The following is a 19190-nucleotide window of genomic DNA, read 5'->3' as shown; positions in this document are numbered from 1 at the left end:
GTGATATGCCTAACCCAACAATGAAAGTATTTGATAAAAACATCCGGCGTGTAGGCACGTTGGTTGATAGTTTAGATATACAACGAAGGAGAAGAATTAACAGTGATTACGAGGTAACATTTATGGTCCCAATGACTTCAGATGATTACCGTGAAAAAATAGCAATCAAAGGCCACGTTCAAGATGAGCGTGGTCAATTTTATGTTATTCAGTCCAGGAGCCGGTCCCGTGAAGGTCGGAAGCTAATGGCTTCAATCTATTGTAATCATGTCATGTTCAAACTGAATGATTTCAAATTCCCTTATGCTTCATACATCGACGAAGCATATGGCGTGCATCTCAACGAGCTTACTGACTTAATTACAAAAGCTACTGGCCGGAGATTTAAATTCGTTATCCACGATACGTTTGATTTACATGACGTTAAGGATTTTGGGCGCGGAACATGCCTGGAAGCTTTGAATAAGATCGTCGATATGTATGAATGTGAGGTCGAACCTGATAATTTCGTTATTAACCTCAAGAAGAGGATAGGATCGGATCACGGCTTGCAGTACCGGCTTAAAAAGAACATCGTGTCCAGCTCATTCAAAGACAAAGGCGAATCTCTTGTTACCCGGATGTTTGCTCAGATGAAAGATGGTCGGACGTTTATCGGCATGGATGCATCCTTGCTGACGGATCTGGAAAGAAGTTTATTGTCGAGCATACCAGGAACGATTGTTAATGGTAAACTCGCGGTCAACTATCTCATATCACCATTTGCTCAATATTGGGCGAGTGATTCGGTTCCATTTTACGATGGAGAAATTATTGAACAAGATATCGAAGAAGCAGAGGATTTGCTGAAGGCTACACGTAAGGCACTACTTGAGCAAGAGGTTGTTTCACTGGAAGCTACCATTTCCACAGCAGACTTGTTCAAAATCGACCACACTGAGCCTGAGCCTCATTTGGGCGATGATGTCATGTGTATCGATCCAGATATGGGCATGAACCGGCTGAAAGCCCGTATCACTGAACTGACAGAGTATCCATACAGTTTGGACAAGCATGCTGAACCGACGATCTCCAATATCAATTTAAGAGATTACGATGATATTATCAGTGACCTGGAACGAAATAAGAATATCACCAACAACTTATTTTCAAACGGGAAGATCCGAACTGATGTCTTTGAATCATTTGCAAAGCAGGCTGTCATTGACATCAACAACAGTAAAACAGAACTGATCTATCCACCAGAAGGCGGGATATTGGCGCAGGAGAAGACGAATCCTTTGGAACAAGTCAGGCTGACATCAAAAGGAATTGGGATATCTACAGATGGCTGGAAGTCAATCCGTGCTGCTATTACAGCAAAAGGTGTTGTAGCCGAACAGGTTATAGGACAACTTGGTAACTTTGTATCTATGCTGATCGGTAATGGTGAGGACATTGTACAAATCAACACTAAGGGCATTGCGGCGGGAGCATCTTCGTTTAATAGCGCGCCTTTTAGATTAAACATGAAAGGCGACTTAATAGCGAATAGCTTAACAGCAAATTACGCAAACATCGAATATTCAAACTTCAAAAATGGGGCAATCGTAGGTTCATCCATTAATGTTGGGAATGGCATGTTTACTGTTACATCTGGAGGGATCATGTCGGCTGTAGGAGCAAACTTCTCTGGATCAATTACAGCTTCCACTGTAACAGGAACTAATATCAATGGTGGTACTATTACTGGTGCTTTGATCCGAACAGCAGCAAGTGGCAGGAGAATAGAGCAAGACTCCCAGGGGTTCCGTTCGTATGACGCCGCTAATCGAAATCGTATTCAAATCGCAACAACAGATGATGCTGCCGCAGCAGCTATTATTTGGAGAGATGCAAACGGAACATCTGTAGGGGAGATTAATTCTTATTCTAATAGTGGTGTCCTTACAATGTACGGAAATAGCATCATAATTGGTTCGAATAACACCTCTAACCCTATACGGATGCAAGGGGCAGTCACCTTTGGAGGTGCGGTTAATGGTCTGGCTATATCCGATGTAACAGGATTGCAGGCCGAATTGACTACTTTGAGGAATAGAATTTTGAATTTGGAATCAGCGTTTTATTCCCACTCACACTCTGTTACTTTGCCTACGCACAACCATGGACTTGCTAATGCCGCAAATTGGGGCGGAACCTTCACAACTTCAACTCCGTAATGTATCATAATAGGAAAATAGCACCAATACGGAGGTAGAGTCATGAAGAAGTTTGCACATAAAGTTGCGTATATTGCTGGTGGTATCATTATCGGCGTGGTTTTTTCGACATCAGCAGGAGCATTTGCCGATACTGTAAAGAGTATGGTTGGGAAAAAGGTAACTGGGGAATATACGATCGTTGTAGATGGAAAGAAACTGTCAGACAAGGGTTCAGTTATTGACTCTCGAGCGAATGTTCCAGCACGGTCCTTGTCTGACGCTTTAGGAGCTGACGTAAAAGTGAGTGGAAAAACGATAACAATTACATCTGGCGAGGAATCTGCGACCGCAACCGAAACGACTAATAGCTCAAATATCCCGAACGGAAATAATTCATTTGAAGGCAAATCAAAAGCTTACTTGGAATCAATGAAGAAAGGATATACTTCTGAGATTTTGCCACCTTTAGTGGCCGGATTGGAAAAGGTGACTAAAGAATACGAGGGTATCAAAGCAGCGGGCGATGAGGAATCTACCAGACTTGCAAAACAAAAAGTAGATGAGTACCAAAAATTAGTGGATGATGCACAAGCCGAATTGAAGCTGATCGATGAAGCACTACTTACTGCTAAATAAATTAATGCTGTGAGGGTCCGTTACATACGGGCTCTTTTTTTGATTATTTTTACAATTATAAATCCGTAGCCATTACGTATCAAAGATAAAAGATAATAAATACATGAAGCCCTATTCCTTAATTGGAAAGGGCTTATTTTCGTATAGAGAGGAGGAAAGGTCTTGGCAAAGATGACACATACACTCCAAGTTAAACTGGATTTGAACAAACCTGTTGAAGAATTGACCCAGGTGATTACTGCGGTTCTTAGTTCGCATCCACTTAATCAAAAAGAAATTCTGACAGCTTTAGATTTGGAGATTGGGAATGCACTGGCAGCGATTGAAGTTCAGAAACAGAAAGAGAGTTCGGAGACAAGTGAATAGGGCAGGAAATTTTTCCTGAACAGAGAGATGGGGGATTCAATTGAGCGACACAACTATAAGTGAGGTGAACAGTGTTGTGGAAGAAACTACGAAAGTCCTTATGGGTATCCAAGTACAGTTGGCCAGAATGGAAAAGACGCTTGAAGGAGTACCGGCAATGGCTGCCACATTGGAAGCTACACGGGATCTGGCAAAGGAAGCTATGCAATCCACCAAATCGGCCCATCACAGACTCGATAAGATTGAGAATACTCAGACCTGGTTGTGGAGGACCATTGCAACAACCCTGATTGGTATAGCTATCGGAGCAATTGTTCTAATTTTGAAAACAGGAGGAGTGTAAAAAATGGATTGGAGCACTGTATTTTCGTTAATCGATCCTAAGTTATTTATTGTATTGGCTGCATGCTGGGTGCTTGGAATTGGAATCAAGCGCATACCGAAAATTCCTGACTGGACCATTGTTTTCATCGTAACTGCATTCGCTATTGTGATTACCTGTTGGACAGTCGGCTGGTCTCCCGAATCGCTTATCCAAGGAATATTGGTTGGTGCATTTGCGGTGTTCGGTAACCAGGTGGTCAAGCAAGCGAAGAAAGGAACTGATCAGACATGATCTCAAAAGGCAATTTCTTGTTACTTGAGCCATCCGAATTTAAAGGGTGGCTCGACAAACAGAAAATAACCAGAAGCATAGACAAGATCCAAGTTCATCATACGGCTGCACCTAACTACACTACTCGCCAGATGATCAATGGGGTAGCTAAACAAGATGTATGGAAATGTCTTGAGGGAATGAGGACGTACCATCTATCACAGGGATGGTCTGGTACAGGACAAAACATAACTGTACTTGAGGATGGACGTATCGCTATCAGTTTGGATCGGGATCTAAACAAAACACCGGCTGGAATCAAGGGAGCAAATACTGGCGCTTTGTGTATTGAGATCATAGGTAACTTTGATCAAGGTGGAGACACAATGACTGCTGTGCAGAAACAATCTGTAGTCCACCTGTACGCCTGTCTCGTACTCAAGCTAAACATACTTATTGATACATCCCATATTGTGTATCACGCTTGGTATACGCCTTCTGGTGCATGGTTAGGTGATTATGAGAAAGGTAAGTCCAGCAAGACTTGTCCAGGAACAAAATTCTTTGGAGAGGGGAATACACGATCTGCTGCTGAGCGAGGATTCATTCCAGCTATCAAAGCTGAACTCAAGCGTATTAAGGAAGGGGATGGAGATCCAATGACATCAGAAGAAAAGAAACAAATGGAGGAACTAAAGGCAAAAGTTGAATCTCAGGCCAAGTGGATCGTTGCTCAGAAGGCCAAGGAGAACATGGAATGTCCTAAATGGGCAGAGAAAGCTTATGAGTTTTATAAAGATTACATTGCTGATAAAACTGGGAGTTACGACTTTTGGCGCCAACTTGTGATTAACTACCGTAAAGAAAACGAAAATAAAGTGATTTAGAAGTGTAATAGGGAATTTTAAATTAATTAATGAATTTTTTGTAGTTATATAGTAATATTTGTTGTATTTCTTCGAAAAAAGAAGGGGATAAGCTTCAATATAGAGAATATAAGTCCCAAGAACTATTGAGGGGGACTTTCAGCATGCCACATGTAATAAACAGCAGATTGAGAAGCTACTTGAATTTCGAATCGATTAAAGTGTTTTTGCGTAATCAGGGGGTGCCTTCGTCTGGTGCTAAAACAGAAATTCTAAATCGTATCGAGCAATTCCTTAATGAAGGGAAACTGCCTTATGGTATATGGGAGGAATTCGTTTCTCATGAGTTAAAAAACGGCCATAACAGATCTATATATCGCGTCAGACTTAATAAAGCTTCGCTAACAAAACTAAGTACAGTGGATAGGCTGAAGAATGCACTAACTAGTGCAGGGTATCCGAACTCCAAATTTTCTAATATTGTAAATTCATTTCCAGATAGTGAAGAGCCTGAATTAGTCTATTTCAATTACACTAGTGCAGGGAATGATGTGCTGAAAGTTGAGATGGGTTTCTCTTCACTGTTCTGGACAAATAAGGTTCTCGACGAAAATGAAATTATACAAGTTGACGAGACGGATTATGTTTGGGTTGAAATAGATACAGAGAGTGAATTGTTAACAATGTCATTTAGACCGAGGGGGAATACCAATGAATCTTCAGGTAGAATTTACTATTTATATGAAATGTACACCACTCTATTGACTGATATTTTTTCCTTGCGATATCTCACTAATGACGATTTCAAAAGTGTGCTATATAATGTGTTTAGGGAATTAACGAGTAAGGCAGAAAAACCATATGTGAAAAAAGTTGAACCGTTATTGCCAGAAATTGAAGCGATATGCAACAAATTTGCAAAAATCGTTGGATTGCCTAATTCCACTGATCCTGTAAATTTACCTACAAGGTTTAAAAGATTACTTGAAAGAGCTTTGATTCAAAATGACTTTTTCAATTTTAAGGCATACACAGAGGGTAAAATCGGAACAATTGAAAAATTCCATTATGCTGATGACACTGGGGCTAGAGTAAATGCGTCGGCCAATGAAGGTGATGGTATTGAACTCTCAGATATATATTTTGATACCAGAGACACTATAGATGATCAAAGGAAATTCAATAAACTTTGGGTTACTTTCTTTTTGCCTGAAGATTATGAAGCTAAACAAACAGAAGTTAGGTTAGAAGCTAACTCGAAATACTATCTTATTCACTTTTTTAGATATCTTACTGGAGGTGAGAAGGATCATGTATTATCCCAGATTGAGACGTTTAGGAGAGTACAAGATTAATGCAATTGCTATTAATTTATTGGACTCTTGGCTTGCTATACAGAGAAAGGCAGTTTTAAGAAATTTATCGCCAGTTCGATTTTCAAATCAAAGTGATATTGATATTGAATTAGCTATTGATATGTTCTCTCTATCGTCATCACCGGAAATTGGCGTACTTAAGCCGATATTTAAATCTATCTGCCCATGTTGTGATTCTCAAAATGGGCAATATGCAAGCATGGGCGAAGTCCCGGATGAACTTATCAGTTGTAAGCATTGTAGCTTTGAATATGTCCCTTTCAGACGTCCTGATTATATTGAAATTGTTTTTGAAAGGTGCTTAGATCCAGAGACCCCTATCTCTTCTGGAGATACACGTGAGACTTTCCAAATTTCAGGGGGGAACCGGGGAAAAGTAGATAGCCTTCGAGTATCCGATGTACTAAAAACTAAAAGTGTAGCTCGAAGGCAATTATTAAGTAACTTAGACGGTAGGTATGAGGCGGCTCAATGAAGATTAAGTATGTTATTTATCTTATAGTTTCTATTATAATATTAACAATTACGATTAGTGTTAGTTCTTCTCTTATTATTGCATATTTTAAGGCTAATCAAGATTGGGTAAGTGCATTGATTGGTTTTTCAGGCAATATTATTGGGGGAATACTTGGGGGATATATAGCCTTTTTTGTGGCGAAGTTTCAGATTGATGAATCATTAAAATCTCAAAAGAAAACTGAACTCCAAGAAGTTGCTAATATAGCTTTCATTTTAAAGGAAGAAATAAAAAACAATTCTCTAACGCTTGATTCAATAATTGTAACTGAGACAATGGAAGCATCTTTAATTAAATTTGATTTATCAAGAGAGACTTGGATTTTATTCTCCTCTAGGGTTGCAACTAAACTAGATGAGCCTCTTTTTATAAGTTTGAATACAATTTATAGAAAAATTCAAGTATTTCAATCTATGGATATTGAAGATATAGCAGCAGAAGTCTCAATAGAAAATATTCAAAGATTAAAATATCAATTTGATGACTGTATCAGAAAACTAAATGACTTTTTGGAAGAAAATTCATAATTGAGTCACTTTGTAAATAGACCAAGCCTCTGCCTGGTTTTACGCCAGTAGGGGCTAAATTAATTAAATGGATGGATTCATGGATTATACATACAAAGTATTATTTACGGATATGGATTTCCTCGTAGCAGCACTAACCCAGGTCCGCGTATCCGTCTGGCATGTCCTGGGTGATCGTGAACATATCATTGACTATGGTGGTCCGGTGGAGGAGTATAGCCCAGTATCCATTAAGATCATAGGGAAGAGATACTTCCGTGATACGTTTGAGTTTAGGGTACAAAAATAGAGCAGGAGGGATAACCTCACTGCTCTTTTCTTATTATTTGGTTGTATATTCACTTACTTCAAACGTTAAAATCTTATCGAATATCACGTAATCTGTACGTTTGCTGAATGGACCTTTATTGTTGCTGTATTTATTGATGGCGAACTTAGCTGGGCCAGTTCCTGCATCTCGAGCATCGTACCAGTTGAGGAATGCATTTACATCACTAATTGGAAGATCATATTCTTTTTCTAGCCCAGTTGTCATTGTTACAACTAGAATTGCATGATTTGCTGTAGGTTCAATTGGGTCTGTTGGGTCTGTAGGATTCGTTGGGTCTGTAGGATTTGTAGGATCGGGTACAGAATCTGGATCTTTACTATAAAAAAAGTCGAGTTCATTTATGTTGATATCTTCTCCAGACATGGTGTACAAAGTGATGTATCTTACTTTACTTATTACTTTACCGTTTGGGATTGGTTCGAGCGCCCCACTACCACCATTAAGGGTAAACTCATGCAAGTAACCAACAGATCGATCCTGAAAACTAATTCTCATACTTTTTAAATCACTATTTATTTTAAAAGAATCGATTGTTCTATCTGTTCCTAAATCAATCATCAACATTTTACTTTTAGGAAGTAAGGTTCCTGTTGTTTCGTTGTTATCAGTGATTAATGTCGTAACAACTTTCGAATCATGCGGTTTTGTAATGAAGTAGTTATCGGGGATCATAATTATGGAATCTTTTCCATTAGCATACCCACCCGTATAGGCACTCACAGATGATAAGGGGATAAATACTGATACAATTAGTGTTAGAATTAAAAATAAATTAATCTTTCTTTTCATTTAAACTTGTCCTCCTAATTTTTATTCGAATTTAATAATACAAAATTTAACAAGGGTGGTCTAAACAATAATAACTATATATTCAATTAAGTGTTAGAAGTAATAAAAAAGCTCTACCGACCTTATAAGTCGATAAAGCTAATAACTCTTTAACCTATTTCTTTTAATAATTCTTTATTATTATTACGCACATTACCAACTTCCTTTGGTACCTCATATGCTCTCATCTCAGACGCTTGATATGGCTTAAGCAGACCAAGAAGAGACTTAATACCTTCACTATCTCTTCCGAGCCATTCCGCCTCATCCTCGGGGTGCAGAATAACAGGCATGCGATTATGAATGTCTTCCATAAGGCTATTTGGTTCGGTTGTAATAATGGTGCACGTACTCAGTTTATTGCCGTCTGGATCTGTCCAGGTATCGTACAGCCCAGCCAAAGAAAAGATGCTATCGTTCTTCATCAGAATTCGCATAGGTTGTTTACTCGATCCTTCCTTACGCCACTCATAAAATCCGTTTGTTGGGATGATGCAGCGCTTGGAGTTGATCAGACGTTTGAAGGCCGGCTTCTGGGCTAACGTCTCAGCCCGAGCGTTAATCATCTTGTTGCCGATCTTGTCATCTTTGGCCCAAACTGGTACCAGTCCCCATCTGAGCGAGCCCAGTCTATTGCCGTCTTTGCTCCCTATAATGGTAGGGATGTTCTGCATAGGTGCAGCATTATAGTTGGGGCGATACTCAAATCCGTCTGCAATAGATGCATAGTACCTGTCCATTATAGCGTCTATGGGGTCAGTGATCGTAAATCTACCACACATACAAAGCACCTCCTGTATTGTCTTTACAATATATAATCACACGATAAATTGATCAAACACGGGTATACGTAGCAAGCCGGATTTGGTCCAGTTCCGCATCTTGACCCTGGCTTGTATCTTCGGTTCCAGGTATACATAATCATTATCTTGGCCTGTTACGAGTTGCTGGCATACACCGCGGAATGCCAGCTTATGCTTTTGATTTGGGCCATGCTCAATTATTCCTGCTGGTCGAAGCCTGCCGGACAGATCGGGCACAGCAGCAAGCCATCCGAATTCAGTTTTTCGATACCCAGTGATATAAACATCGGCGTATGACCAGTTGATGATCTTCTGCCAGTCTTTGGAACGCCTGCTGACGTACTGACTATCCTTACGCTTGCCGACTACACCTTCCATACCCATGGCTTCAATCTGAGCATATAGATCCTCTCCAGCGCCTTCTATGTGAGGCACAACTCCAAAGTTAAAGGAAGGAAGAGATAGACTGTGTAGGATCATCTTGCGTTCCATAAGAGGTAGCTTACGTAGATCTTGTCCTTGGTAGAAAAGAATATCAAATATGGCGAACGTGGCCGGCAGCGTCTTGGTGAGTTGCGTTATCTTGATGGCCTGCTTTGTGCTGAATCTACTCATAACTGCTTCAAAGTCGTTAAGTCCTGTCTCTGGATCAGTGCAAGCGACCTCGCCGTCCAGGATAAGATCAGAGTCAAACGGCAGAAGTAATTCAGGGTACTGACGAGTACAATCGTTATTGTGACGTGTGTATAACCGGACATTGGCGGACTGTTGCGAATATATCAACCGGTGCCCATCAACTTTAGGTTCATATATAAAATTGGAGTGACTAAATGGACCCGGTGCTGTTGCAAGTAACATTGGACTGATAAACATAAAAACACCTCAACCCAATTATATCGTTTGCCATAAAGGATTGAGGCGGTAAGTTATGGGATAAAATATTCAATTGAAAATATTTGTGTTTATTAAACTATAAAATAAAAAAAATGTCGAATAATTACTACTTTTGTATTATAGATAAATTGATAATACGCCATTATGTATTTTGTTATTATATTATTTGTGACATATTGTTTATGTTTTAACTAATATTAATATGGTAAGATTACACTTCAATTTTAAAAAAATAGGAGATGAGAGAATGGTTTTAAGAAAGTTTATGGGTGCAATGCTATCATTATCATTATTTGCAGGTGTAGCAGGTGTTCAAGTTTTTGCTGATCCGTCAGATGAAAGTGTTAAAGTAGAACAATCAGTTATAGTGGACACAAATTCCGAGCAGGAAACAGCAACAACAGATGCATATCAAGATTTCTATGTAGTTCCTGTTGATGATCTATCTGGAGGTCAATTACCAGCCGACCAATTAGCGGTATCAAATATTGGATTGGCAGCCGGTGTTTATTTCATACCAGGAGTTGGTGAAGTCGCGTTGCTAGCTACTGGAGTTATTGTTGTAGGAGGTGTTACATACTACGCGGGTTCAACGATATATAATAAAGTTAAAGCTTATTTTGCGGAAAAGGATGCAGCCGAAGCAGAAATTGCAGCAGAAAAGGCTTATCAGGACGCTAAGAAAAATGGTACTAAAGCAGGTACACATACGGATAGACGCCCACCATATAAAAATACTCTTGAAAGAACCGGCAAACCACGTTCTACCGAAGATCTGTACGATTCGAAGGGGTTGAAACAACGTAGATACTATGATAAAAATGGTAATGCAGACGAAGATATCGACTACGACCATTCAAATGCGGATGGATCACATACGTTTCCGCATAGACATAAATGGATCAATGGTCAAAGATTCTAGGTGGTGATGATATGAGTGAAAAGTTTACTTACGAAGAAATTCTTCAGTTTATTTGGGAGCATAGAGAAATAGAATTTGTCTTTGATAACAAACAGTATGCATTCCTTTCTCATAAAGATGGCTTTGCTTTTGTATGTGAAAACAAAACGCAAGGTCCAATCTTTACAACTTATGAAGAAATGATTAAGGAGAGCAAACTTAACGGGAAAACATTTTTAGAGCTATTTAAAAATGATGAGTTAACTATCACGGCTGTGTTCTAATTGGACTGTATCAGTTAAAGAAAACAAGAAAATGCCCAGTCTTCGGACTGGGTATTTTTTTATGTTGAATAACGAACGTATATTCGCATATAATAAAAAAAGCGAACATGTATTCTGTTTATTGGAGGGATGAACATGCCAGTTAAATACTTGGGTTGGTTGGTTGAAATTATCTATGAGGATCAAAGTGGAAAGATCACCAAACGACGTATCCAGGTCAAGAGCATACGGTCGGGAATGATTAAAGCTGACGATCTATTGTCGGGAAAGCCACGTACGTTTAGGGAATCCGGTTTACTGGCATGCCGTCCAATAAGAACGACAGCATAGGGGGACTTAAAATGACGGATTTTCAACGCAAGGTACTGAGGATCTTGTACAACTACAAAGGTGGGCGACGTAGGTTTCCCACAATTCACGAGCTAACGGTCAAAACAGGGAAGCATAAGCCAGATGTCATGGCTGCTTTGGACGCTCTTGTGGCTGCGGAATACATACATTGGGATGACAAGTCAGATACATCTAACATAGTCATTTTGGAAGGCTGGGAGCGTGAGGGTGAACGTCCTAAGATAGAGCACACGCCACCTCCGGGGAACATCGACTATTGGACTGAATATTAAGGGAGGTACTTGTCATGCGTAGTAGACTGAAAGATAACGGATTGTATGAGTCATCCAGGATGATAATGCCTGAACACAGGGAGGCATGGATGACACAACAAGAGCAGTTGTTAGAGAAGGAAAAGCCGATTTTGGATGAGCAGGAATTGCAGCTTATTTACGGCCTGCTGAATGACTCCTTTCACCAGCGCATACGTGTTCGAGTCACAGTCTTTGACCCTGTTGAGGATGAGATCTATGAGGGGATTGTATCGGTGGTAAATACGTTTCTCAAGGAGATCAAGCTGGTGTTTGCTGATGGTGATTGGAAATATATCAAGTTAGCTAATATCATGTCAGTATCTATGTAGTCATTCTGTAAACAATGGATTTGTATGAATTTGGCTATGGAATTGCCACTTCGTCCTTTATAATAACTAAAATAGTTATTTTAATTAGGGATGGTGCCAAGTTGACGTGGTTATTTATATTACCCTTGGAATTTTTGACGCCTTAGCAATGTTGTTATTAATACTAAAACTGTACATGTTACCATTCAGAGAGTATGGAGTGAAAATTACCTTTTTTGTTTTCTTTATTGCTACATTTTCTTATATGATGCGCATTACGTTAGAGTCTCCAAAACTGGATTTACCTTTACAGTACATTTTCTTCGTACTGTTCTTACGCTTTGGGATGGAGTTGAAAATACATTTGTCATCCTTCATTGCTGGCGCAGGAATATCAGCATATGCAGCCATTCAAATGGGGATTTATCACCTCTTCAATTTCTTTGATGTAATGCATGTGAATGTGATCCAACAGAATGCAGGAAGCCTGGTTTATCTTCTTCAATCTTCATCAATACTTGTCGCTTATGTAATCTGCTTTTTTCTATCAATGTTTGATTATGGATTCTCGTTTATTATAAGACCGCCTCACGACTTTTTGACGAAGGAAAATTACTTATCCAGTGTTAATCTACCATACTTAATAGGAACAATAATTTCTGCATTTACGATTTGTATGACTCTGGTCTTGTTGTATAACTCTGATCCGACATGGCTTTTAGTCCTAGCAATATTAACATTTGGCGTTTCCTATCTCTTTTCTATAAGGAGGGAGCGAGGTGATATTAGAGCGGCTGTCGAGGCGTATCGCAATAAGCATAAAAAAGGCTGATTCAGATGGTCCGGGAACGGTTGAGATATTGGAATATGAATTAGGGCTGCGTCTTAATTGGTATACTGGTTTGTTACTTACAGTGATTCTAAGTTTGGTATTTGGTACTTTTTTTGGATCTCTGATTACTTTGTTTTCATTCGTAATTTTGAGGAAGTTTTCAGGCGGAGTGCACTTGCCAATAACGATATGCTCTATTGTAACGGGGTTTGTAGCAGCTCTTATTCCGTTGATAAATTTAGATTTCGAAACAATTCTACTTTTGAATACAATAAGTCTCATTATTGTATTACTGTATGCGCCGAATGAATTTGAGTATGTAAATCCTACATCCTGGGACCGATGGCTAAAATGGATTTCTGCTGCGCTGGTAGCAATGAATTTTGTAGTGAAGTCACCTGAAATTACATTGGCATTCTTTATTCAAGCAATTCTAATTCTTCCAGTATGGACAAAACATGAAGGAGGTGGTTAAATTGAATAAAAAAATAGCAAGAGCGCTTTCTATTGACCTAACAAAAGGGGCAAAGAAGTCTTCTAAGAAACGCAAAAGCATTGTTGGAGCGATGAAAATGCCAGAAGAATTGAAGAAGAAGTGATCCTTAATGAATGATCGATTAATAATAGGTGTTCAAGTCCAAAGCGATGGCTCTTACGGGCCTCGCTTTTCCTTTTCCGAGAATGATATCATGGGCATCGAAATGTGGAAGCCTTCGAAAAACTATAATGTCCCATTTTTTTATACAAGAGCAGGGAACTTTACCGTGCTTACAACGTTGAGTGCATGCGAAATGGCTTTCCCTAATTTTAAATTCCTTGATGGTTCAAACCTGGTGAACGTCGATAACATAGAGCGTGTTTTGACCGGTTCATATGGCGGAATTGCATACTTTAAAGACGATATACATACCGGAATCAACCAGAAGAATCTCAAGGTTTGGAAAGATATCGTAGATGAAGTGAAGCAGTTAAAGAAGGACAGCAGGCAGATTTTTGGTGTAGAAATAGTGGAGAACGGGCAGCTATCAACAAGTAGATTCTTTAACGTTTGTGATATTTACTATATAGATATGTGGGAGCCGAAAGCCAACTATTATGTACCTCGGTTCCACACAAGTACAGGCCTCTTCACGGTTGGGCTTACATACAAAGCTTGTGCTGAGGCTATGCCATATCTATACCCTGCGCATAATGGTAACCTGGTCAATCCTTATTGGATCGAGAGAATTGATGAGCAAATATTTGGTTCTACAGCAATCTTTAAAGATTCTGATTATAAAGTTACTGTAGCGAGAAGTAAACTTAAAGCTCTAAAAGGACTTATCAATTAATCAAGCCCGGGGTAACCGGGTTTTTATTTATCACTAAATACAATCATTGTCAAGATAAATCGATACTAGGTAACAAGGGAAAGTTTCGACAACCATCGACAAGTTACACGGCTGCGACATGTTATTATTAAATTGGAAAAAACAAGAATTGAGTATTGGAGGGGGATAAATATAGGGTAACATTCAAAGCTGAATAGATATGTAGCTTGAGAGGGGTGTGTGGATCGCGAATTTTGAGTACTATACTAGTACTCATTCGGCCGGGGAGAGCGGAATACTCCGCGACTTACTTCGTAAGTACTTCCCACTCATACAGTTGTTCCATTTGAATATCCAAGATCATCGCCGCCAGGTACATAGCTTCTACATTCATAGGGCGTTGACTTGTCGCGAAAAACGAGATCATTCTTTTGGACCAACCTGTACGACGTGAGAATTCGGCTTGGGTCATTTGGCGGTGATCAAGCCAGTACTGAAGTAAGCATCTCCCTCGGATAACTTCCACCAAGAGGACTCCTTCAATCAAATTTCGAAGATTAGTATACCATGTGTTGCGGAATTAAATAAACTAGCACTAATGACATCATTGGGGGATAGGGAATGAAGAAATTAAGAGTGGAATTTCCGTGGGATATTGAAATGAGGAGCGCTGAACTATACATTATGGCAATTATTCTTGAATATCGTTTAGACGCACCTTTGATATTTACAGTAGTAATGCCTTCCCATACTTATTCTATAGAAGTGGGATAATCCATTATGTTTACAGCAATGATAATCAACCAACTTAATTTGATATATATTAATGAAGAAAAAAATCGGCACGATATGCCGATCGTGCCGATTTCGTGCCGATAAAGTACAATAAATATTGATAAACTTTGATGAGGTATAGTTCTCCAAAACCATAAAACGCCTTGTCATCATAACGTTTGAATAATTTTGAAAATGTCCTTTGATCAAGTTCGAAATGGAAGGCAGCATCGGTTAATACAGCTGCAAAAAAAGATCGAGGGATTTTCCCTCGATCTTTTTTTGTTTTGTGGAGGATATGCCTCTGTATGCAGGCCTGAACCAGATTTGAAATGTTTAAAAATACAAAAATATACATTGATTTATTTTCCCCGTAACACTGAGTACATATATTTGAATGGATTCAAATATGAGGAGGGATAGTTTATGAGACAACCATTAGCAAAAAGAACAAAGGCTTTATTATTATCAGCGCTGGTTACATTCAGCATATTACCTCTGTACTCCCCTGCTGCCCATGCTGCTGAGGACGGAGCAGCCTCCGGTTCGTTCAACATCCTAAGTTATAATGTAGGCGGCCTCCCCAGTCTCGTTTCCAGTTCCAAGCCTCAAGAGTATACGGTGCAGATTTCCCCCAAGCTGAACGACTATGACATCATTAATGTGCAGGAGGATTTTAATTACCACAACCAGTTGATTTCGCAAGTAACCCTGCCTTATTTGACGCAAACGAGCGGGCTAGCCGGCTTTGGAAGCGGGCTGAACAGTTTATCCCGGTATCCGTTCCGTGACTTGAAAAGGATAACCTGGAACAAGCGATCCGGTCTGTTTGATAATGGAAGTGATGAGCTGACGCCCAAAGGTTTCACCGCAGCAACCTACGAGATTGCACCTGGCGTGAAAATTGATGTATATAATCTGCACGCAGACGCAGGCGACGATGATAAATCGCTTGAAGCCAGACGTGATAACATCAGACAGCTTTCCGAATACATAAAAAATCAATCTGAGGGCAACGCGGTCATTGTTTTTGGCGATACGAATACTCGTTATACCCGTGCTTCAGACAACATCGAGATGCTGCTGACGGAAAATGAATTGCATGATCCCTGGATTGATCTCGTCCGGGGTGGAAGCATTCCGGCAGACGGAGAAGCGCTTATGGATGCTGGCAACGTCAATGGCCCCAATTATGAAATTGTGGACAAAATCTTATACCGTGGAAGCAAAGCGTTAACATTGAATGCCGCAAGTTATCGTGTGGAAGATCAGAAATTCGTTGATCCGTCTGGAAATCAACTGTCTGATCATTTTCCGATTACAGCAAATTTTGTATACAGTGTTTCACCTGCATATCGACTCAGTTCAACCATTGGAGGAGCAGGCGGGACTGGCTTTAATGATTTGGAGCGCATCCCTGATGCGCAGCCTGGCTCAATTGTACTGGACACGGGCAACCGTGTGGATGGTATTACGACGTTGTATCGAGATGGAACGAGTCTGACACATGGAGGGAAATCCAATACTTCCACACTGAATCTCGCTAATGGTGAATATCTAACACGGGCAACGATTAGTCAGGGGACACGAAATGGAGATAAACGAATCTTTCACCTTGAATTAACGACCAATCTGGGGAATAAAATTGCAGGGGGCCAGAAGACTTCGGAGCAGATCATTCTGGACGCGCCTGCGGGTTGGTATATCGCCGGGTTTTATGGAAGAGCCGATCAAGAGATTGATCAGCTTGGAGTTATTTATAAGCCTGTCCAACCTTAATCCCCTTAATCTTGGAACGATAGAGAACAGATAATAATCTATATCACCGCTTGGAATAAGCATTGGAAAAGACCGCAGGGTTTGGACCAATAACATTCTGAGCGGTTCTTTTTTGTAATAAAATAAGATCAATAGCACAAGCCATTTACTAGATTCAAGCATCTAATGATAGAAAAGGATGTGAAAACATGAGCGACAATCCGTTTAAGGGATATCGGATTACAAGTTCATTTGGCTACAGAATCCATCCTATTTCTGGCGGACAGACATTTCATCGTGGAATTGATCTCGTCACAGAGCCATGGAATGGGCCCATACATGCATTTATGGACGGGACTGTACGTTTTGCTGCGGAAGGGGCTACAGGCTCAGGATTCGGCGGTTATGGGCTTACCGTTGCGGTACAGGATCACAGGGGTTACTTGCATTGTTATGCCCACCTTTCCCGGATTGCAGTAAAAGTTGGACAGCAAATAAAGCAAGGGCAGCTTCTCGGCAACCAGGGGAGTACGGGTGAAAGTACAGGGCCACATGTGCATTATGAGGTACGCAAATCCAGCGCCCCTTCGTATGGATATACGGCCAGTGAGAATGGTGTTGTGGATCCAGGAATCTATTTGCAATCTGAATATAATTCAACTGTGGAAGGAGCGGAGGAGACGCCAATGACGACGATGGAGGAAAGAGAACGGTTAACAGCATTGGAGAAGATGCTGGAATCTCAGTCGGCCTGGGTCCAGCAGCAAAAGGACATTTCCAGTATGGCTTGTCCGTCTTGGGCAGAGGAAGCTTATCGTTATTACCAACCGTTTATAATGAATGAGACGGGCAGTTATGATTTTTGGAGATTGCTGGTTATCATGTATCGTAAGGAAAAGGGGATCAAGGTCTCTTCCGGTTCCTCAGGTTAACAACAAACGGATCAGGAGTAAACGTGAAGCCTAATCTTCAGTCGAAAGCAGGCAGACAACCATTTATGGAATGTTGCCCGTTCGCCCGGTTCATCCAAACCTAAACGTCATATGTTAGGGTATACCTGATGAAGAGGAGGCAATCACATGAGCGAAGTAGGATATGGCTGTGGGGGCAACGTAGGCGGCGTAGGCGGATACAATATGTTCACAAACACTGGAACGATCTTGGTACTGTTCATTCTGTTGGTTATCATCACGAAAGCATTCTGCGTTTAATCCGATATGAATTAATCCGAATAAAGGGGAGCCTTAGTGGCTCCCCTTTATTCACGTGCATACGAGGTAAACGTTGTATCGGATATTCTCTTGGATTTGAAGTACGCTAACTGCTGCTGCGGATTCCTGAACGCTTATTGCTGGCTTACTGGATATAAATTTCAACGATTGCTATATCTCTTTCCTTCGCTAAATCGATAAAGGCTGTAGAGGTCTGAACGAGTGGTCGGAAGTAATCCGCAGGGTTATTTAAAACAATCAGACCGGTTTCGCCGGTTGTGAGCAGAACCCTTTTGCCAATAAAATTGGGCAGCATATGTTTGATGAGTTCCTGTGTGACTTCAGCATTCAACTGACCAAAGCTGAGGCTGTACAATTCGCATAGCACGGAGATAAGTTCCTGCTTGGTCTGATACACCCGATTGGTCGTCATCGCGCTGTACACATCTGCTACAGCCGTTATACGGGCAAATGGATGAATCTCGTCGCCTTTCAGTCCGTAAGGATAGCCACTTCCATCTTCACGCTCATGATGCTGGAGGGCAACGGTTGCAAGAATCTCATCCTGAGTGGATTCCTTGACAATCTCATAACCATATAACGTATGTTTCTTCATTTCTTCAAATTCTTCGGGCGTTAATTTGCCCGGCTTATGTAACATTTCAGATGGAATTTTGGACTTGCCTATATCGTGAAGATATCCTGCTTTGGCTACAGTCAAACATTCCTCAGGGTTGTAGCCCATCCAGCTGGCGATATAAAAAGCGAGCATTCCGACTTGTAAAGAATGATTGTAGGTATAGTCGTTATCCCCGTCAAGCATCAGTAGCAAGGAGACAACATCCTTTTGTTTTTCAAGCTGTCCCGTTAGGGTTATCAAAATCTCATCGACCTGAGTCTCATCAATAAAACCCTTCTCCATCGCTTGTTCGAACAGAGATTCTGTACCTTTGATCGTATCGTTAAACAGGTTAGTTAACAGACGGGTTTGATCGGAAGGTAAGGTTTGTGCATCAGAGTGGAGGTCAGATGTTGTATGCTCTACATCTGCGTAATCGATTCCGTGCTGCAGCAGCTTGGCAATATCATCGTCGCTGAGTCTGGAACCTTTCATCAGCATGTGGAGACCCGAACTGTTGTACACATCATTTTTTAGCAGGTCGCCAGGTTTAAGATCAGTAACATGCACTCTCACGTATAAACCACCTTTTCCTCGACTAATATCGACATATATCATTATAATAAC

Annotated in this window: 28 protein-coding genes; 23 read left to right on the top strand and 5 right to left on the bottom strand. The window is 40.5% G+C overall.

Annotation, left to right across the window (positions count from 1 at the left end; all coding sequences use genetic code 11):
• Positions 1-5 precede the first annotated feature (5 nt).
• The 10 genes from QP794_RS01555 (at position 6) to QP794_RS01510 (ending at position 7355) form a co-directional block, all read left to right on the top strand.
• The gene (locus QP794_RS01555) at positions 6-2201 is read left to right on the top strand and encodes a phage tail spike protein (protein WP_285074613.1); all 2196 of its coding nucleotides are present in this window, start codon (positions 6-8) and stop codon (positions 2199-2201) included.
• Between the two features lie 42 nt (positions 2202-2243).
• On the top strand, positions 2244-2819 hold the full coding sequence (locus tag QP794_RS01550) for a stalk domain-containing protein (RefSeq protein WP_285074612.1): 576 nt from the start codon (positions 2244-2246) through the stop codon (positions 2817-2819).
• 171 nt (positions 2820-2990) lie between these two features.
• A complete protein-coding gene (locus QP794_RS01545; protein WP_285075188.1) occupies positions 2991-3185 on the top strand; it encodes a hypothetical protein in 195 nt (64 codons plus the stop codon).
• A 40-nt stretch (positions 3186-3225) separates the two neighbouring features.
• Complete coding sequence (locus QP794_RS01540) at positions 3226-3528, top strand: hemolysin XhlA family protein (protein WP_285074611.1); 303 nt, start codon at positions 3226-3228, stop codon at positions 3526-3528.
• A 3-nt stretch (positions 3529-3531) separates the two neighbouring features.
• A complete protein-coding gene (locus QP794_RS01535) occupies positions 3532-3801 on the top strand; it encodes a phage holin family protein (RefSeq protein ID WP_285074610.1) in 270 nt (89 codons plus the stop codon).
• On the top strand, positions 3798-4667 hold the full coding sequence (locus QP794_RS01530) for a peptidoglycan recognition protein family protein (RefSeq protein ID WP_285074609.1): 870 nt from the start codon (positions 3798-3800) through the stop codon (positions 4665-4667). The genes QP794_RS01535 and QP794_RS01530 overlap by 4 nt, the downstream gene beginning before the upstream one ends.
• Positions 4668-4810: 143 nt before the next feature.
• On the top strand, positions 4811-6001 hold the full coding sequence (locus QP794_RS01525; protein ID WP_285074608.1) for a hypothetical protein: 1191 nt from the start codon (positions 4811-4813) through the stop codon (positions 5999-6001).
• Positions 5973-6497 carry a hypothetical protein gene (locus tag QP794_RS01520; RefSeq protein ID WP_285074607.1) on the top strand — a complete coding sequence of 175 codons (525 nt, stop codon included), beginning with the start codon at positions 5973-5975 and terminating at the stop codon, positions 6495-6497. The genes QP794_RS01525 and QP794_RS01520 overlap by 29 nt, the downstream gene beginning before the upstream one ends.
• Entirely contained in the window at positions 6494-7066 is a 573-nt protein-coding gene (locus QP794_RS01515) for a hypothetical protein (protein ID WP_285074606.1), read from the top strand. The genes QP794_RS01520 and QP794_RS01515 overlap by 4 nt, the downstream gene beginning before the upstream one ends.
• Before the next feature lie 79 nt (positions 7067-7145).
• A complete protein-coding gene (locus tag QP794_RS01510) occupies positions 7146-7355 on the top strand; it encodes a hypothetical protein (protein WP_285074605.1) in 210 nt (69 codons plus the stop codon).
• A gap of 33 nt (positions 7356-7388) precedes the next feature.
• On the opposite strand, the gene QP794_RS01505 is transcribed toward QP794_RS01510, so the two are convergent.
• The 3 genes from QP794_RS01505 to QP794_RS01495 form a co-directional block, all read right to left on the bottom strand.
• Positions 7389-8186, bottom strand: a complete 798-nt coding sequence (locus tag QP794_RS01505) for a hypothetical protein (RefSeq protein WP_285074604.1) — start codon at positions 8184-8186, stop codon at positions 7389-7391.
• 149 nt (positions 8187-8335) lie between these two features.
• A complete protein-coding gene (locus QP794_RS01500) occupies positions 8336-9007 on the bottom strand; it encodes an SOS response-associated peptidase (protein ID WP_285074603.1) in 672 nt (223 codons plus the stop codon).
• 36 nt (positions 9008-9043) lie between these two features.
• On the bottom strand, positions 9044-9901 hold the full coding sequence (locus QP794_RS01495; protein WP_285074602.1) for an ATP-dependent DNA ligase: 858 nt from the start codon (positions 9899-9901) through the stop codon (positions 9044-9046).
• A gap of 268 nt (positions 9902-10169) precedes the next feature.
• Here QP794_RS01495 and QP794_RS01490 point away from each other — a divergent pair, with 268 nt between their 5' ends.
• The 9 genes from QP794_RS01490 (at position 10170) to QP794_RS01450 (ending at position 14222) form a co-directional block, all read left to right on the top strand.
• Positions 10170-10844, top strand: a complete 675-nt coding sequence (locus tag QP794_RS01490) for a hypothetical protein (protein WP_285074601.1) — start codon at positions 10170-10172, stop codon at positions 10842-10844.
• Entirely contained in the window at positions 10820-11107 is a 288-nt protein-coding gene (locus tag QP794_RS01485) for a hypothetical protein (protein ID WP_285074600.1), read from the top strand. The genes QP794_RS01490 and QP794_RS01485 overlap by 25 nt, the downstream gene beginning before the upstream one ends.
• 135 nt (positions 11108-11242) lie before the next feature.
• Complete coding sequence (locus QP794_RS01480; RefSeq protein ID WP_285074599.1) at positions 11243-11437, top strand: hypothetical protein; 195 nt, start codon at positions 11243-11245, stop codon at positions 11435-11437.
• An 11-nt stretch (positions 11438-11448) separates the two neighbouring features.
• Positions 11449-11730 (top strand): hypothetical protein, encoded by a 282-nt coding sequence (locus tag QP794_RS01475; protein ID WP_285074598.1) that lies wholly within the window; start codon positions 11449-11451, stop codon positions 11728-11730.
• A gap of 14 nt (positions 11731-11744) precedes the next feature.
• Complete coding sequence (locus QP794_RS01470; protein ID WP_285074597.1) at positions 11745-12080, top strand: YolD-like family protein; 336 nt, start codon at positions 11745-11747, stop codon at positions 12078-12080.
• A gap of 106 nt (positions 12081-12186) precedes the next feature.
• Positions 12187-12891, top strand: a complete 705-nt coding sequence (locus QP794_RS01465) for a hypothetical protein (protein ID WP_285074596.1) — start codon at positions 12187-12189, stop codon at positions 12889-12891.
• Positions 12839-13366, top strand: coding sequence for an accessory gene regulator B family protein (locus QP794_RS01460; protein WP_285074595.1), 528 nt, complete (start codon positions 12839-12841; stop codon positions 13364-13366). The genes QP794_RS01465 and QP794_RS01460 overlap by 53 nt, the downstream gene beginning before the upstream one ends.
• A 1-nt stretch (position 13367) precedes the next feature.
• Entirely contained in the window at positions 13368-13490 is a 123-nt protein-coding gene (locus QP794_RS01455; protein WP_285074594.1) for a hypothetical protein, read from the top strand.
• A 6-nt stretch (positions 13491-13496) separates the two neighbouring features.
• Positions 13497-14222, top strand: coding sequence for a LytTR family transcriptional regulator DNA-binding domain-containing protein (locus QP794_RS01450; RefSeq protein ID WP_285074593.1), 726 nt, complete (start codon positions 13497-13499; stop codon positions 14220-14222).
• 286 nt (positions 14223-14508) lie between these two features.
• Here QP794_RS01450 and QP794_RS01445 read toward each other — a convergent pair whose 3' ends face one another.
• Positions 14509-14673 (bottom strand): helix-turn-helix domain-containing protein, encoded by a 165-nt coding sequence (locus QP794_RS01445; RefSeq protein ID WP_285074592.1) that lies wholly within the window; start codon positions 14671-14673, stop codon positions 14509-14511.
• Between the two features lie 149 nt (positions 14674-14822).
• Here QP794_RS01445 and QP794_RS01440 point away from each other — a divergent pair, with 149 nt between their 5' ends.
• The 4 genes from QP794_RS01440 to QP794_RS01425 all read left to right on the top strand — a co-directional run bounded on the left by QP794_RS01440 (position 14823) and on the right by QP794_RS01425 (position 17944).
• A complete protein-coding gene (locus QP794_RS01440; protein WP_285074591.1) occupies positions 14823-14975 on the top strand; it encodes a hypothetical protein in 153 nt (50 codons plus the stop codon).
• 426 nt (positions 14976-15401) lie between these two features.
• The gene (locus QP794_RS01435) at positions 15402-16754 is read left to right on the top strand and encodes a jacalin-like lectin (protein WP_285074590.1); all 1353 of its coding nucleotides are present in this window, start codon (positions 15402-15404) and stop codon (positions 16752-16754) included.
• A 188-nt stretch (positions 16755-16942) separates the two neighbouring features.
• Positions 16943-17665, top strand: coding sequence for a M23 family metallopeptidase (locus QP794_RS01430; RefSeq protein ID WP_285074589.1), 723 nt, complete (start codon positions 16943-16945; stop codon positions 17663-17665).
• A 147-nt stretch (positions 17666-17812) separates the two neighbouring features.
• Positions 17813-17944 carry a YjcZ family sporulation protein gene (locus tag QP794_RS01425; RefSeq protein WP_285074588.1) on the top strand — a complete coding sequence of 44 codons (132 nt, stop codon included), beginning with the start codon at positions 17813-17815 and terminating at the stop codon, positions 17942-17944.
• A 145-nt stretch (positions 17945-18089) separates the two neighbouring features.
• Here QP794_RS01425 and QP794_RS01420 read toward each other — a convergent pair whose 3' ends face one another.
• Complete coding sequence (locus tag QP794_RS01420) at positions 18090-19139, bottom strand: HD-GYP domain-containing protein (protein WP_285074587.1); 1050 nt, start codon at positions 19137-19139, stop codon at positions 18090-18092.
• Between the last annotated feature and the right edge of the window lie 51 nt (positions 19140-19190).

Source organism: Paenibacillus sp. UMB7766-LJ446 (assembly GCF_030226665.1).
In the GTDB taxonomy this organism is placed as follows: Bacteria; Bacillota; Bacilli; order Paenibacillales; family Paenibacillaceae; genus Paenibacillus; species Paenibacillus vandeheii.
The sequence above is the reverse complement of the archived record's forward strand: the minus strand, read 5'-3'. Positions and strand labels throughout refer to the sequence as shown.

What these genes read in the sequence shown, in the direction of transcription:
- QP794_RS01555 (WP_285074613.1), top strand. Translation starts at nt 6, where the DNA reads ATGCCTAACCCAACAATGAAAGTATTTGATAAAAACATCCGGCGTGTA.
- QP794_RS01550 (WP_285074612.1), top strand. Translation starts at nt 2,244, where the DNA reads ATGAAGAAGTTTGCACATAAAGTTGCGTATATTGCTGGTGGTATCATT.
- QP794_RS01545 (WP_285075188.1), top strand. Translation starts at nt 2,991, where the DNA reads ATGACACATACACTCCAAGTTAAACTGGATTTGAACAAACCTGTTGAA.
- QP794_RS01535 (WP_285074610.1), top strand. Translation starts at nt 3,532, where the DNA reads ATGGATTGGAGCACTGTATTTTCGTTAATCGATCCTAAGTTATTTATT.
- QP794_RS01530 (WP_285074609.1), top strand. Translation starts at nt 3,798, where the DNA reads ATGATCTCAAAAGGCAATTTCTTGTTACTTGAGCCATCCGAATTTAAA.
- QP794_RS01525 (WP_285074608.1), top strand. Translation starts at nt 4,811, where the DNA reads ATGCCACATGTAATAAACAGCAGATTGAGAAGCTACTTGAATTTCGAA.
- QP794_RS01515 (WP_285074606.1), top strand. Translation starts at nt 6,494, where the DNA reads ATGAAGATTAAGTATGTTATTTATCTTATAGTTTCTATTATAATATTA.
- QP794_RS01510 (WP_285074605.1), top strand. Translation starts at nt 7,146, where the DNA reads ATGGATTATACATACAAAGTATTATTTACGGATATGGATTTCCTCGTA.
- QP794_RS01505 (WP_285074604.1), bottom strand. Translation starts at nt 8,186, where the DNA reads ATGAAAAGAAAGATTAATTTATTTTTAATTCTAACACTAATTGTATCA.
- QP794_RS01500 (WP_285074603.1), bottom strand. Translation starts at nt 9,007, where the DNA reads ATGTGTGGTAGATTTACGATCACTGACCCCATAGACGCTATAATGGAC.
- QP794_RS01495 (WP_285074602.1), bottom strand. Translation starts at nt 9,901, where the DNA reads ATGTTTATCAGTCCAATGTTACTTGCAACAGCACCGGGTCCATTTAGT.
- QP794_RS01490 (WP_285074601.1), top strand. Translation starts at nt 10,170, where the DNA reads ATGGTTTTAAGAAAGTTTATGGGTGCAATGCTATCATTATCATTATTT.
- QP794_RS01485 (WP_285074600.1), top strand. Translation starts at nt 10,820, where the DNA reads ATGGATCAATGGTCAAAGATTCTAGGTGGTGATGATATGAGTGAAAAG.
- QP794_RS01480 (WP_285074599.1), top strand. Translation starts at nt 11,243, where the DNA reads ATGCCAGTTAAATACTTGGGTTGGTTGGTTGAAATTATCTATGAGGAT.
- QP794_RS01475 (WP_285074598.1), top strand. Translation starts at nt 11,449, where the DNA reads ATGACGGATTTTCAACGCAAGGTACTGAGGATCTTGTACAACTACAAA.
- QP794_RS01470 (WP_285074597.1), top strand. Translation starts at nt 11,745, where the DNA reads ATGCGTAGTAGACTGAAAGATAACGGATTGTATGAGTCATCCAGGATG.
- QP794_RS01450 (WP_285074593.1), top strand. Translation starts at nt 13,497, where the DNA reads ATGAATGATCGATTAATAATAGGTGTTCAAGTCCAAAGCGATGGCTCT.
- QP794_RS01445 (WP_285074592.1), bottom strand. Translation starts at nt 14,673, where the DNA reads ATGACCCAAGCCGAATTCTCACGTCGTACAGGTTGGTCCAAAAGAATG.
- QP794_RS01440 (WP_285074591.1), top strand. Translation starts at nt 14,823, where the DNA reads ATGAAGAAATTAAGAGTGGAATTTCCGTGGGATATTGAAATGAGGAGC.
- QP794_RS01435 (WP_285074590.1), top strand. Translation starts at nt 15,402, where the DNA reads ATGAGACAACCATTAGCAAAAAGAACAAAGGCTTTATTATTATCAGCG.
- QP794_RS01430 (WP_285074589.1), top strand. Translation starts at nt 16,943, where the DNA reads ATGAGCGACAATCCGTTTAAGGGATATCGGATTACAAGTTCATTTGGC.
- QP794_RS01425 (WP_285074588.1), top strand. Translation starts at nt 17,813, where the DNA reads ATGAGCGAAGTAGGATATGGCTGTGGGGGCAACGTAGGCGGCGTAGGC.